The 13,971-nt window shown below is 58.8% G+C and carries 14 protein-coding genes; 11 read left to right on the top strand and 3 right to left on the bottom strand.

Going from position 1 to position 13,971, the window contains the following annotated elements:
- Nucleotides 1–114 precede the first annotated feature (114 nt).
- From PSH59_RS00840 to PSH59_RS00860, 5 genes are all read left to right on the top strand, one after another.
- The gene (locus PSH59_RS00840; RefSeq protein WP_305394064.1) at nt 115–735 is read left to right on the top strand and encodes a hypothetical protein; all 621 of its coding nucleotides are present in this window, start codon (nt 115–117) and stop codon (nt 733–735) included.
- 352 nt (nt 736–1,087) lie between these two features.
- Nucleotides 1,088–1,669, top strand: a complete 582-nt coding sequence (locus tag PSH59_RS00845; RefSeq protein WP_305394065.1) for a hypothetical protein — start codon at nt 1,088–1,090, stop codon at nt 1,667–1,669.
- 42 nt (nt 1,670–1,711) lie between these two features.
- On the top strand, nt 1,712–2,392 hold the full coding sequence (locus PSH59_RS00850; protein ID WP_305394066.1) for a CsgG/HfaB family protein: 681 nt from the start codon (nt 1,712–1,714) through the stop codon (nt 2,390–2,392).
- A 29-nt stretch (nt 2,393–2,421) separates the two neighbouring features.
- Complete coding sequence (locus PSH59_RS00855; protein ID WP_248082869.1) at nt 2,422–2,784, top strand: DUF4810 domain-containing protein; 363 nt, start codon at nt 2,422–2,424, stop codon at nt 2,782–2,784.
- The gene (locus PSH59_RS00860) at nt 2,781–3,431 is read left to right on the top strand and encodes a DUF799 domain-containing protein (protein WP_248082871.1); all 651 of its coding nucleotides are present in this window, start codon (nt 2,781–2,783) and stop codon (nt 3,429–3,431) included. Before PSH59_RS00855 ends, PSH59_RS00860 begins: the two co-directional genes overlap by 4 nt.
- Before the next feature lie 50 nt (nt 3,432–3,481).
- Here PSH59_RS00860 and PSH59_RS00865 read toward each other — a convergent pair whose 3' ends face one another.
- On the bottom strand, nt 3,482–5,161 hold the full coding sequence (locus PSH59_RS00865; protein ID WP_305394067.1) for a M10 family metallopeptidase C-terminal domain-containing protein: 1,680 nt from the start codon (nt 5,159–5,161) through the stop codon (nt 3,482–3,484).
- Between the two features lie 464 nt (nt 5,162–5,625).
- Here PSH59_RS00865 and PSH59_RS00870 point away from each other — a divergent pair, with 464 nt between their 5' ends.
- The 3 genes from PSH59_RS00870 to PSH59_RS00880 are packed head-to-tail and all read left to right on the top strand — an operon-like array spanning nt 5,626 to nt 8,485.
- The gene (locus PSH59_RS00870; RefSeq protein ID WP_305394068.1) at nt 5,626–7,254 is read left to right on the top strand and encodes a VWA domain-containing protein; all 1,629 of its coding nucleotides are present in this window, start codon (nt 5,626–5,628) and stop codon (nt 7,252–7,254) included.
- A gap of 41 nt (nt 7,255–7,295) precedes the next feature.
- The gene (locus tag PSH59_RS00875; protein ID WP_248082877.1) at nt 7,296–7,868 is read left to right on the top strand and encodes an RNA polymerase sigma factor; all 573 of its coding nucleotides are present in this window, start codon (nt 7,296–7,298) and stop codon (nt 7,866–7,868) included.
- The gene (locus PSH59_RS00880; RefSeq protein WP_305394069.1) at nt 7,865–8,485 is read left to right on the top strand and encodes a hypothetical protein; all 621 of its coding nucleotides are present in this window, start codon (nt 7,865–7,867) and stop codon (nt 8,483–8,485) included. Before PSH59_RS00875 ends, PSH59_RS00880 begins: the two co-directional genes overlap by 4 nt.
- Before the next feature lie 91 nt (nt 8,486–8,576).
- Here the strand turns inward: PSH59_RS00880 and PSH59_RS00885 are convergent, their stop codons facing one another.
- Nucleotides 8,577–9,212, bottom strand: a complete 636-nt coding sequence (locus PSH59_RS00885) for a LysE family translocator (RefSeq protein WP_305394070.1) — start codon at nt 9,210–9,212, stop codon at nt 8,577–8,579.
- Between the two features lie 363 nt (nt 9,213–9,575).
- Between PSH59_RS00885 and PSH59_RS00890 the strand changes: the two genes are divergently transcribed.
- From PSH59_RS00890 to PSH59_RS00900, 3 genes are all read left to right on the top strand, one after another.
- On the top strand, nt 9,576–10,640 hold the full coding sequence (locus PSH59_RS00890) for a 2,3-butanediol dehydrogenase (RefSeq protein ID WP_248083178.1): 1,065 nt from the start codon (nt 9,576–9,578) through the stop codon (nt 10,638–10,640).
- Nucleotides 10,641–10,872: 232 nt separating this feature from the next.
- Nucleotides 10,873–11,412, top strand: coding sequence for an AAA family ATPase (locus tag PSH59_RS00895; RefSeq protein ID WP_305394071.1), 540 nt, complete (start codon nt 10,873–10,875; stop codon nt 11,410–11,412).
- Between the two features lie 349 nt (nt 11,413–11,761).
- Nucleotides 11,762–12,145 (top strand): hypothetical protein, encoded by a 384-nt coding sequence (locus PSH59_RS00900; RefSeq protein ID WP_305394072.1) that lies wholly within the window; start codon nt 11,762–11,764, stop codon nt 12,143–12,145.
- Between the two features lie 141 nt (nt 12,146–12,286).
- Here PSH59_RS00900 and PSH59_RS00905 read toward each other — a convergent pair whose 3' ends face one another.
- Complete coding sequence (locus tag PSH59_RS00905; RefSeq protein WP_305394073.1) at nt 12,287–13,933, bottom strand: FAD/NAD(P)-binding protein; 1,647 nt, start codon at nt 13,931–13,933, stop codon at nt 12,287–12,289.
- Between the last annotated feature and the right edge of the window lie 38 nt (nt 13,934–13,971).

Genomic DNA, 13,971 nt, shown 5'->3' on the forward strand with positions numbered 1-13,971 from the left:
GCCGCTATTGCAGGCCGGCCAGCATTCCTGGGCGGCCGAGTGGTCGCTCAAGCTCGGTTTGAATTAAAGTGCTGCCCGCAACCTTCCACATTGTTTCAGCAAAGGAACTGTTCAATGAAACTGCATCATCTGGTAATTCCCTTCGCCGCGCTTATCACCTCCCTCAGCACGTATGCGGCAACGCCCAAGCTGGACAACTTTTTCGCCTGCGACCAGAACTCCCTGGCGGTGGTAAGCCAGCCAGGGCTCAATGAACGTGTCGCCCATAAGCTGGAGAACGGCAAGATCACGCTCAGCGGTGGCACAAAATCCGATATGGGCCAGCGTTGGATGTTCGATACGCCACTGACGCTTGACGGTATGACCTTGACCGGCTTTTTCGCCGAAGACCAGGACCTGATGGGCTCTCGCATCATCAACTGGGGTTTCTACACCGAGCAGGCGCCCGACGCGCTTTACGCACAACTGAGCAAAGTACAGGGTACGGCGTTGGAGAAAGCCAACGGTATCTACGCGCGTGCGCAGATCTGGTCGCACAAGCAATCAGCCTGGGTGCCGGAAGGCGGCGATGACAATGCGGGCAAGCTGGTCACCGATACGGCCGAACGCATCCTAATGGTCGAGCCCGCACCCACTGACCTGGCCAAGACCAGCAAGGGCATGATCACCTGTTCGGTTCAGGGTGCGGTAAGCGCAGCGATGCTCAAGACCACTCGACCGGACCTGATCAAGTAATCCCGGCCTGCGCCGATTGCCGGCGCTCGGCCCTGAGGCCGGGCGCTTGGTGCTCACATTTTTGGTGCTATTCGGGCTGCGTCGTCGCCTGGACGATATGTTGGCCAGGACGATCGTGATCAATGCCTGAGCAGGCTGGCTGCGCAGCGGCCCCCTAGCTCTTTGTGTTTGAAAAACGGCTGGGACCGCTACGCGGTCCAACGGGAGCAAGCCCCATCGACCTGTACGGCCATCACTTCAGGGAATGTGCGCCAACGCACGCCAACCGACGAAACACCTTGAGAACCGCTCTCAACCCCGTAAAATGCCGCGATTGTTTAAAGCACGATACTTTTCAGGGATGAATTCACACATGCGCGCGTTCGCCGTGTTCCTCTGCCTCTGCCTACTGGCGGGCTGCGCCTCCAAGCCGGATTACTACATTTCCCCGGCACCGGTGACTATTCCCAAGACTGCCACTTACTGGCTCGACACCTTCAACGTTGAGGTGAAGGGCGAGAGTAAGCACTTCATGTCGGATGACAAAGTTCGCCAGGAGCTCGGCGTCGATCTGGTAAATCGCTTGCTCAAGGCCAAGCGTTACGCAACCAGTAAAGACAGCGCCGATTATTTGCTGGATGTCGACATCGTTTATGTGCGCCATATCATCGACTCCAATGGTGGGTTTTCGAACCTGTTGATTGACGACGGCACCATCCTGCAAAGCATCGACTTTGGCTACAAGGTCAAGGTCAAGAAAGCCGGTGCCGAGGTGCTGCACTTCGCCCAGAACCGCCCCAGCCTTGAGCCCAGCAACTGGCGAGGCCAGCCGCAACAATGGAGGACCCTTGGCGGCGTTATAACCAACACCGGTAACGCCAGTGTCGAGCGGTATTTCACTAGCGGGCTAAGCGACTACATCGTCGACGACTTGCGCGATATGCCGTCTCGCTAGCGTCAGCGGCTATACCCGATTCCCCCCATTTAGGAGCACTTCTTGAAAACACTGTCCAAAATCCTGCTGTCCGGCCTCACCGCCGCAGCACTGCTGACCGTGACCGGTTGCGCCACGGAGAGCAACCGCGCCATGCCGGTGGAGCAAGTCGCCAGCGCCAGCGTCGCCTACTCCGGCGTGCGCGTGCCAATCGCCGTGGGCAAGTTCGACAACCGCTCCAGCTACATGCGCGGCATCTTCTCCGACGGCGTTGACCGCCTCGGCGGCCAGGCCAAGACCATCCTCATCACCCACCTGCAGCAGACCCACCGCTTCAGCGTGCTGGACCGCGACAACATGGGCGAAATCTCCCAGGAAGCCGCGATCAAAGGCACCGCGCAGAAGCTCAAGGGAGCCGACTACGTGGTGACTGGCGACGTGACCGAATTCGGCCGTAAAGAAACCGGCGACCGCCAGTTGTTCGGCATTCTCGGCCGTGGCAAGACCCAAGTGGCCTACGCCAAAGTCGCGTTGAACATCGTCAACATCAGCACCTCCGAAGTGGTGTATTCCACCCAGGGCGCCGGTGAGTACGCGCTGTCCAACCGTGAAGTGGTCGGCTTCGGCGGCACCGCCAGCTACGACTCCACCCTCAATGGCAAGGTCCTCGACCTGGCCATGCGCGAAGCGATCAACCGCCTGGTCGACGGCATCAACGCCGGCGCCTGGAACCCGCGCAACTGATCAGCAACCTCTCAAGGAGCAGTACAAGGATGAGCAAGGCAGTGAAGTTAGCGCTGACGCTGACAGCAATCGCGCTGGTTACCGGGTGCCAGACGGCGCCCCAGCCCCTGTATCAATGGGAAAGCTACCAGCCACAGGTTTACGAGTACTTCAAAGGCGAGCCCAAGGAAGCGCAGGTCGAGGCACTGGAGCGCGATCTGCAGAAGATCAACGCCAGTGGCCGCAAGGCGCCGCCGGGTTACCACGCCCACCTGGGCATGCTGTACCTGAGCATGGGTAAGGATGACCAAATGGTGCAGGAATTTCGCACCGAGAAAGCACTGTTCCCCGAGTCCGCGTCGTACATGGACTTTCTGCTGAAAAACGCCAAGACCGGAGTGGCCGCCAAATGAGCCTGTTGAAACTCACCGGCGCCCTGCTGGCCCTGGCCTTGCTCGGCGGTTGCGCAGCCCCCAAGACCATTGATTACACGGCGTACAAACAGGCACGACCGAAGTCGATCCTGGTGCTGCCACCGATCAACGAATCTCCGGAAGTGCAGGCCTCCTACAGCCTGGTCTCGCAGGTCACTTACCCGCTGGCCGAAGCCGGCTACTACGTGTTGCCGATCGCCCTGGTGGACGAAACCTTCCGCCAGAACGGCCTGACCACTGCCAACGATATCCAGGGCGTGCCGCCGGCCAAGCTGCATGACATCTTTGGTGCGGATGCGGCGCTGTACATCACCGTCAGCGAGTACGGCACCAAGTACATGCTGATCGCCAGCGACACCGCTGTGACCGCTTCGGCCAAACTGGTGGACCTGCGCACCGGCACCACCCTGTGGACCGGCTCGGCGCGGGCTTCCAGCGAAGAGGGCAACAACAACGGCGGCGGCCTGGTCGGCATGCTGATCACCGCAGCGGTCAAGCAGGTGATCAACAGCTCCACCGACGCCGCGCACCCGATTGCCGGGATCACCAGCGCACGCCTGCTGTCACCGGGGCAACGCGCGGGGATTTTGTACGGGCCGCGTAACCCCAAGTACGGCACCGACTGAGCCTAAAAAAAACCTTTGCTGGCCGTCCTCCGGTCGGCAAAGGCTTGGCCTTAGGGGTTCACCAGGATGTCCTTGGGCTTGATCAGGTGCGTGCTTTTAACCAGGAAGTCCGTGCTGCCGTTGCCGCTCAGGTCGACGGCGACGAAGTAGCGACGGCTGTTCGGGTTGTAACTCACGAGGGTCTCGCCAATGCGCCCGGTGAATTGCGTCACGAGGGTCAGGCGCGTGTTGGCTTCTTTTTCGATTGCGCGCAGATCAAGCTTGTCGGTGCCGCTGGCGAAGTCCGTGAGCAGGCGCGCATTGGCAAGCGTTGACTCACTCGCCCTGTTGAAGACCACGGGCGGCCTGGCTGTGACGGCGCCCGCCTGTGGCGGTGTGGGCGCCAGGGTAGGCGCGGGGAGGATGTCCTGGGGTTTGACCTGCCCATGGGTCTTGATCAGCAGATCGGGTTTTCCATCGCCGGTCAGGTCGATGGACACCGTGCCCGTGGCGCTTTTTTCATCATAGGTCAGGCGCATTTCGCCGGCTTTGCCACTCCAGTTGTTGACGACAAACAGTGCAGACAGCCCGGCGTTTCTCAGCGCGCCCGACACGTCTATTTTGTCGAGCCCGCTGGTGAAGTCCATGATTTCATCCGGCGCTTCAAGCGTGGAGTCGCTGGCATGGTGATAGACGAACGTGTCGGCACCCCCACCCCCGCGCAACCGATCACCGCCTCGCCCACCGGTGAGCCGGTTGTTGGCATCGTTACCGATGAGTGCGTCGTGGCCCGCGCCGCCAATGGCATTTTCGATGCTGCAACCGCGGGCAATCGAGACATTCCCCAGCAAGCCGCCCACGTCGGAAAATGAGCCGGCCTTGAGGTTGATGACCTGGTTGTTGCTGTAGCCCGAAACGTCCAGGGTGTCATTGCCGCCGCCGTCCCAAATGCAGAAGGCGGCGGCTTCACGCGGGTGCGCGAGGGAGTAGTAATCCCTGCCGCTGTTGGAATTGAAGCCGTAGGTGGTGTTGCCCCGACGGGTTTGGTGATTGGCGCCGTACAGTTGTTGAACGGCGCTGATGTCATCCATCATCGGTGCTTTTGGCCGTCCCTCCAGCCGTTTGCCGCTGTCCCGTGCGTCGAAATAACTCATGACGGTATGGGCTTTGGAGTCCTGTGCGTAAACCCGTTGCCCCTCGGACGCTGTTCTGTCGTAACGGCCTGGATGGGTCAGGCCCAGGGTGTGGCCGATTTCGTGGGCGATGGTCGGGCGGGTCACGTAGTTGGGGTTGTAACGGGTGTCGCCGCTGATGGCGTGCGGGCCGGGATAGAAGCCTGTGGCGGTGGTTTCGTTGTTGGAGATCTGGAAGGACAGTTTTCCCTCCTTGTGGCTGCCGTTCTCGGTGAAGGCCAGGTTGGCGACATCGCCCCAGGACTGGATGGCGCGCCGGGCCTCGTGTTTTTGAGCGTCGTTGAAGGCTCCGGGCCCCTGCTTGAACGTGTAGGCAATTTCCGTCGTGCCGTTTCGGTTCCAGTCCTGCCACTGGCCGGCGCCCTGTGTCAGTTGCTCGATGGCTCGCTGCTTGTCGAAGGATTGCTTGTTGATCCTGGCGATATGAGGGTCGTTCGCGCGCAGCGTCGCATCGTAGTTGCCGTTCGCGTCGTTGCGAGTGTCCGTCGGTGGCGGGTCCGAGCGGCGGTTTTGATGCACGTACTGGTGCTGAACCTGGCGTACGTAACGGTGCGGCATGAACGGCTGTAGAAATGGCCGGAAAATCGCCCTCAGGAAGGACTGGCGGGAGGGGCGTCGGGCCGGTTGAGGGCTTTGCGTATAGAGTTGAAAAGGCGTTGTGAACTGTATTCTCACGGTAGTCGTTTCCGCTGTGTTGTATGCACCTTTCCTTACGTCATCAAGCGCGCAAACTCCGTTTTGCCGAGTGCAAAACTGCCAGTGCGCGGGCGAGTGTTCAAAGGTCGATATGTGTCCGCATAAGATTGTTTTGGCCGGGTTGCGGGCGCTTGAAATGGGCGTTTATTGTTTTGCGTGCGGTGTCAGTTGAGCGCTCAAGCCCGCCGATGCTGGGGCGGCATCGATCCGCTGGGGGATGCGGCGCAACCTGCCAGGATTTATCCGGGTTGACCGGTCATTAACCCGAATGCGAGAAGCCTTACGTCTGACCTTGCGAGTGGATCATTCACGCACGAGGTTAACCCATGTCCCGTCCTCTTCTGCACCGACGTCCCGCAGCTTGCGGCTTCGCCATGACCTTCCTGATCACGCTGGCAGGCTGTGGAGGGTCGTCTTCCCATGAGGTGGCCGAACCGGCCGAGCCCGCGCCGGTCGCTGAGCGACAGAACGCCACGGTACAGGGCGCGTTGGTCAAGCGCATGGCAATGCCGGCACCGATGCGCATGCAGGAGTCGCTGGCCATGGACTACCGCAGCGTACCTCGCGAGCAATACGCCAACCTGCCGGACAACCCGGTGCATCGGGTTGCCGAAACGCCGGTTTCCACCTTCAGCATTGATGTCGACACCGGCAGTTACGCCAACGTAAGACGTTTCCTCAACCAGGGCAGCCTGCCACCCGAAGGCGCTGTGCGATTGGAGGAAATGCTCAACTACTTCCCCTACGACTACGCACTGCCCACCGACGGCTCGCCATTTGGCGTAACCACCGAAGTCGCGGCCACACCGTGGAACCCGCGCACGCAACTGCTGCGCATCGGCATCAAGGCGTCCGACCGTGCGGTGAAGCAGCTGGCGCCGGCCAACCTGGTGTTTCTGGTGGACGTGTCCGGCTCCATGGATCGCCGCGAAGGCTTGCCGCTGGTGCAGAGCACCTTGAAGCTGCTGGTGGATCAGTTGCGCGAGCAGGACCGTGTTTCATTGGTGGTGTACGCCGGTGAATCCCGTGTGGTGCTCCCGCCCACCTCAGGCCGCGACAAGGCCAGGATCCGCAACGCCATCGACCAACTCACCGCAGGCGGCTCAACGGCAGGTGCCTCCGGCATTCAACTGGCCTACCAGATGGCCCGCGAAGGCTTTATCGACAAGGGCATCAACCGCATCCTGCTGGCCACCGACGGCGACTTCAATGTGGGCATCAGCGACTTCGACAGCCTCAAGCAAATGGCCGTCGAACAACGCAAAAGCGGCGTATCGCTGACCACCCTCGGGTTTGGTGTGGATAACTACAACGAGCACCTCATGGAACAACTGGCCGATGCTGGCGATGGTAACTACGCCTACATCGACACCCTGCGCGAGGCACGCAAGGTGCTGGTGGATCAGCTCAGCTCCACCCTGGCCGTGGTGGCGCGGGACGTGAAATTGCAGGTGGAATTCAACCCCGAGCAGGTCAGCGAATACCGGCTGCTGGGCTATGAAAACCGTGCGTTGAAGCGTGAGGATTTCAACAACGACAAGGTCGATGCCGGCGACATCGGTGCGGGTCATACGGTGACAGCGCTGTACGAAATTGTGCCAAGGGGCGAGAAGGGCTGGCTGGAGCCGTTGCGCTACGCGTCAGTGCCTGCGGCTAAAAACAAATCCGATGAACTGGCGATGGTCCGCGTGCGCTATAAGCCTGCGGCGGGCGGTGATAGCCGCTTGATCGAGCGGCCCGTGGGCAAGGTGTCTACCCAAGCCAGCGATGACCTGCGGTTCGCGGCCGCCGTGGCCGCCTTCGCCCAACAGCTCAAGGGCGATGGCCGCTACACTGGCAACATGAGCTTGAACGACACGGCGGCACTTGCCCGTTCGGCCCGAGGCGATGACCCGTTCGGTTTGCGCAATGAGTTTGTGCAACTGGTGGAGTTGGCTCAAGGCCTGAAACACTGATGTTGAACGGATTTAACTTCACCAAGGAGTCAGCCCCTGACATGGCCGTACCCGATGATCCACCCAGCGATGAATCCCTGCTGGCCCGCTACCGCACCGGCGATGCCGCCGCGTTCGAAGTGTTGTACGCACGGCATCGTCAGGGCCTGTACCGTTTTCTCGTGTCCTTGAGCAACAAGGCCGAACTGGCCGAGGAAATCTACCAGGAAACCTGGCTCAGCCTGATCCGCAGCGGCACCCAGCCACAAGGCCGGGCGAGTTTTCGTACCTGGCTGTTCCAGATTGCCCGCAACCGCCTGATCGACCATTGGCGCAAGCACGGCATCCACACGCCCTTGCACGACAGCTACGATGAGCAACTGCACGCCAGGGTCGACGACAGCGCCGGCCCCGAGCAGCAACTGAGCCTGAGCCGCGATCAGGCCCGGCTCGACGCGGCGCTGCAAGACTTGCCCGAAGACCAGCGCGAAGTTTTCCTGCTGCGCCTGCACGGCGACCTCGAGGTGCCGCACATCGCTGCCCTCATCGGCGCCCCGCTGGAAACCGTCAAAAGCCGCCTGCGTTACGCCCAGCAGAAACTGCGCCGCCTGCTGGCCGAGGAGATACTCGTATGACCGACGCTCGACCTACTCCAGACAACGACGACCTGCTGCTTCAGCATTTTCGTCAACACAGCACCGGCGAGCCGCCCGCGTCCCTCGACGCCTTCATCCTCAACGCCGCCCGCCGTGAAGCCCCGGCGCCGCAACCGAACCTGTGGCAACGCTGGCTGCACGCCTGCCAGCGCCCGCGCTGGCAAATGGCATTCGCCACCGTGGCCGGTGTGGCGCTGATGATCGGTGTGGTGATGCGCTCCCCGGTGCCGCAACCCGAAATCTCCACCGCGACCTTCTCCGCCTTGCGCGAAGAAGCCGCCCGACCCGCTCCCCAGGCGTTTTCCGCACCGGCACCCGCGCCGATGGCCAGAATGGCTGCCGCACCCAAGGCGCCGCAGACGGAAAGCGCGCCGGTGCAGGCTGAAATCGCCGGGGCCTTGGCGGACGAGTCGAGCGCCAAACTCAGCAAACGCGCGCCACTGGCATTGCCCTCGCTGGAGGCGGAATTGCAGGCGATTGTGCGGCTGCGCGAAGCAGGTCAAAGCAAGGCCGCGGATGAAAAACTGCTTGCGCTGCACGCGCGCTACCCCGACGAAGACCTGCCGGCGCGGTTGGAGGCGTTGCGTAAGCGGTGAGCCGCAAAAAAGCCCCAGGCGTGTGCGCCTGGGGCTTTTTACCCCCTGCCGCAGGCTTGCCCCCCCGTGGCCATTTTATAAACCGTTGCGTTCAACGCCGTGCATCCAGCGCCATACGCACGGCCAGACCGGCCAGCACCGTGCCCATCAGCCAACGCTGCACCAACTGCCATACGGGCTTGGCCGCCAGGAACGTGGCGATGGAACCCGCCATGATCGCGATCACCGCGTTGACGCTCACGCTGATCATGATCTGGGTAAACCCCAGCACCACCGATTGCATCAGCACACTGCCGTGTCCGGTGGGGGTGATGAACTGCGGCAGCAACGACAGATACATCACCGCGACTTTCGGATTCAACAGGTTGGTCACAAAGCCCATCATGAACAACTTGCGGGGGGCGTCTTTGGGCAAATCGCGCACGTGGAACGCAGAGCGCCCACCCGGTTTGACCGCTTGCCAGGCCAGGTACAGCAGGTACAGCGCGCCGCCGAGCCTGAGCGCGTCATATGCGTAAGGCACCGCCATCAACAGAGCGGTGATACCCAGCGCGGCACACAGCATGTACACCACAAAACCCAGTGCCACGCCGCCCAGTGAAATCAACCCGGCCAGCGGCCCCTGGCAGATCGAGCGTGAAATCAGGTAGATCATGTTCGGGCCGGGCGTGAGCACCATTCCCAGTGAAATCAGACCATACGCCAGCAGGCTCGACAGTTCGGGCACGGGTTAACTCCTTGTAGGTGCTTTGTTGCGCGGGTTGGATGTGTCTGATGGTAGGGCGGCCGCGGGGGCGAGCGTTAGATACAGATGGGCCGACAAAACGTCATACAGGTGCGCGCTGGCACTGAGACGCAGCGTCTCACGGTCTCGTCGCGGGCGCGTGCGACCTGACTTGGCGCGTCTCATTCGACCGCGATGTGGGCCAGCCTGCGCGTGGCATCGGAGCGCTCTAAAAAAGGCGTGTCCAGGCCGTTTGGCCCAGCTGGCACCGGCCTTGCTCTGGCTCTGGCAACCCACCCGGCGCGCCAGTGCCAACCGCCTCAAGGAGACGTCGCTATGACCCTACCGATTACTTCGCAACGCAGCATGCGTGCCGCTGTCTGGCACGGCCGTAACGATATCCGCGTTGAAGACGTACCGCTGCCCGTTTCGCCACCGGCAGGTTGGGTGCAGATTCGCGTGCAATGGTGCGGCATCTGCGGGTCTGACCTGCATGAGTACGTGGCCGGGCCGGTGTTCATCCCGGTTGACGCCCCGCACCCGCTGACCGGCATCAAGGGCCAGTGCATCCTGGGTCATGAGTTTTGTGGCGAGATCGTCGAACTCGGCGCCGGTGTGCAGGGCTTCAATGTTGGCGACCCGGTGGCGGCCGACGCCTGCCAGCACTGCGGCACGTGCTACTACTGCACCCACGGTCTGTACAACATCTGCGAAAACCTGGCCTTCACCGGCCTGATGAACAATGGCGCCTTCGCCGAACTGGTCAACGTGCCCGCCAACCTGCTGTACGCCTTGCCGGCAAACTTTCCGGCCGAAGCCGGAGCCCTCATCGAGCCGCTGGCAGTGGGCATGCACGCCGTGAAAAAAGCCGGAAGCCTGCTCGGGCAAAACGTGGTGGTGGTTGGCGCAGGCACCATCGGCCTATGCACCATCATGTGCGCCAAAGCGGCGGGCGCAGCGCAGGTGATCGCCCTGGAAATGTCCAGCGCGCGCAAAGCCAAAGCCCTCGAAGTGGGCGCCACCCACGTGCTCGATCCCAACCAATGCGACGCCTTGGCCGAAGTCCGCCGCCTCACGGCCGGGCTCGGCGCGGACGTCAGTTTTGAATGCATCGGCAACAAACACACCGCCAAGTTTGCCATCGACCTCATCCGCAAGGCCGGCAAATGCGTCCTCGTGGGCATCTTCGAAGAACCCAGTGAATTCAACTTTTTCGAACTGGTCTCCACCGAAAAACAAGTACTCGGCGCATTGGCCTATAACGGCGAATTCGCGGACGTCATCGCATTCATCGCGGATGGACGGCTGGACATCACACCGCTGGTGACCGGGCGCATTCAGTTGGAGCAGATTGTGGGGGAAGGGTTTGACGAGTTGGTTCGAAATAAGGAACACAACGTGAAGATTATTGTGTCGCCGGCGCGGGGCTGAGTAGGAGGGGGGATTGGGCGGTTTTTGCTCTGGGCCTCACAAAAAATCCATAGGCCGAAAGGCCTATGGATTTTTCGTTTGTATGGGACGATTGGTGTCTCTCGTGAAGGGCTGGAACCGGCCAGTTATCGAAGCTGCCTGTCATACTGACCGCTTGTTGTTGACCGAGATAGGTCTTGAGGTAAAACCGCCACCCCCGAAAAATCAGCTTGCATAGCGAGAAGGAGCTTCGATGCAACGGGTGATGATTGTTGGTCAACCTGGGTCAGGCAAAAGCACTTTGGCGCGTGAGCTTGGTCTTCGCTCAGGTTTGCCGGTCGTTCATATCGACACTATTCACTGGCAGCCAGGGTGGATCGAGCGAAGTGCGGACGAGAAGACACAGCTTTGTCTCGATGTAGAGGCCCGAGATTGTTGGATATTCGAAGGCGGCCATTCAGCCACTTGGGACAACCGGCTGGCCCGTGCAGATCTTTTGATATGGATTGATCGTTCGGCGACGCTTCGATTCTTGCGCGTACTGCGCAGAACCCTGTTCCAACGCGGTCAGTCTCGGCCTGAGTTGCCTGAGAACTGCCCCGAACTGCTGATGAACCTGCCGGAGTTTTTTAGATTCATGTGGCGGACGAAAAAATCAGCGCGAGAAAAGATGCAGCAACTTGTTGCAACAGCGCCACCAGCTTGCCGCGTGGTTTGTCTGCGCTCTAATCGGGATACCGGCACTTTTCTCGCGAGCATTGGAAATTCGACCATCCAGACTCCGCGAGATTGATCGACGGTTACCTGATTCAATGCGGGACTGCCGTTTACGTGTGGCTGCTATTGGCCGAGGCTGTGTAAAAACGTTTTTGAGCACATCAGGTGCTCAAAACCGGACTGGAAATCGCGTTTCTACGCGAAATCCAAATCTGCAGACGTGCCGATAAATTTCAGATTTAACGTAGACGCGGACACTTCAATTTTGGCGAAGCGTTTTTTAACACTCTTGGCTGATTTCTGCCTGTCGCGAAGGGCCGCAACCGGCCAGAAGCGGTCAGTCGGCGGATGAAATTTGGCTTGTACCAACCCACGATGTTGTATGTAATTCCACACCAATTCAGTGCATAAAGTGGTTCGCAGGAATGGACACCCGCTCCCTCACATTTCAACGGTTGTATCGTCCGGGAAGCGATTCAAATGGCTGCACCGTGGCCGAACGACTCTCCATCGATTTTCAGATAAACGAACGTTCGTTGCTCAATGCTCTCGTTATGGCAGCGGGTGATCATTCCGATTTCATGGGCTGTTTCGTCAAGGGCTTTCCGGAGCAAAACAAACAATCTAATTCTCGTCTGCTATTACGCGAGCCAGCTCAAACAGAAAGCGGTCGGATACTCCTTTATATCTGTCCCGAGTGCGGTGATATCGGGTGTGGCGCCTACGCAATATCTGTTCGCCAAAACGATGACTGTTTCACGTGGGATTCCTTTGCTTACGAGAACGGCTATATTGCAAAATATCTCTAGTGTGCAGTCTCATTGTTAAATCGCTTTAATTTTCATAAATTTTTTATGTGGACTAGATAGATTTGACCACAAATCAGTTATGTTTATTTTGAGACAGCATACTAGAGAAAGCGCCCCCGAATCCGCTTCAAGCTGTAGTGTCTAAGGTGTATTAGAGCTCGACGAAATTGAGACGGTGCGATTTCTGCGAGTCACGGGTCGCTGACGAGGCGCGCGTACCAAAGGCTTGGATGTATAAGGAACACGGTCTAACAATAATTGCAGTGCGTCTTTGACCTGACGCCGGGCTAGTCTGACGTTGACGTCCATTGCATTAGTCCAAAAATACGTGCCCGAGGCCAGGCTGCCAAGCACCGACACATTGGGCCAAGTCTTACCGGCAGAACCAACCAGCTCCCCTGTGTCGAAGTCCAACTCAAAACCACCGAATTCGTTAGGTTCTGCAAGTCTGCGACGGAGCAAATTCACGACGAGAGGCACCTCCGACTTTTCCACCTGGACGGAGTAGCCGGTTGCGTTAATTACATATTCGCTTTCGATCACTGTCCGAAAGGCATTTCGGCGATCATCAATACGTGTCTCGAAGACTTTTGCGGCTTCATTGTAAGTAACTTGACTCACGCCTCCGAGTACTAGTATGCGATCGGCTTTTAGCAAGGCGTGTAACTTATGCGCATTTTTGACAGGCACAGAGACTCGGTAAGAAGACCAGAGGCTGCCGAACGTTTTCTGGAATACGTGTTTGTCATCGCGTGATAGGCGATGCCAGACATAATCAATAATAGAGTTTGTTGAATAAATTACCGACTGCCAAAGTCGTTCGGCGTTGTCTGCCTGCACAATTTCGGAATTAATGTACTCCAACACCCCTGCATTTGAGTTCATAATGTGCTTCAGATCTATTGAGGCGCCTGTAACCTCTTCGATTTCACGCCGTAACATCGTAAAAACGTCATGTAGCTTAAGCAGACCACCATTTGCACGACAAAAGTCATCGATGTGTACTCTGGTCAAGTGGGTAAGTGTATGGGGGCGATTGAAGGTCCCGCGTACACTGGGCAGACGGCCATTGCGCGAGGCCATTACAATTTTCCCCTGGTGCCCGGCTTCAACTAGTGAAAGTACGGTGTCAATGGCTGATAGCCCAGTTCCTAACACACATACCGAAGCTGTAGCCGGTATATTACGTACCATGTCACGGGTTGGATAAGGGTTACGGACAAAGCCAGCAATGTCATTGAGTTGAGTAAAGCTGGTGGATGGCAGATTTCCCATGCTGAGGACAACCCGATCGGCTACATATGCCACACCACTCTCGGTATCGATGCACGGGCGTCTGTCAGATAGTGATATCAAATCCGTGACCGTTGATATAACTGGCGTAACTTTAATTCCATTGGCACGTGCTAGGGCCATGGCCTGTTCATATTGATGTGCGAGGTATCTACCGAATAGGCTGCGTGGTAAAAACGCGTGATCGTCGATGATTGTTTCTGGAAAATCGATTGCTTGGTCAACGCCATGTTCATCCAGCCAGCGAATGAAATGACGCTTGTCATCTGCCACCGCAGACATGGCGTCGGCTCGAGTGTTAAGCAGATTGCACTCAAAGTCGGCTTGATACGCATAGCCAGGCCCAGACGTTTTCTGCGACTCAAAGATCAGCACTTCTAAGTTGCGACTAAGGCCCTGACTAACGGCTTCGTTAATTAATTGTGTGAAGTATGCGACGCCGACAGATCCGCCGCCAACGATGGCAATGGTTATTTTTTTCTGTGTGTTTTCCACAACGTGTACTCCCTAGGGGCAGGTCAAATTATTAGATG

Source organism: Pseudomonas sp. FP2309 (assembly GCF_030687575.1).
GTDB lineage: Bacteria > Pseudomonadota > Gammaproteobacteria > Pseudomonadales > Pseudomonadaceae > Aquipseudomonas.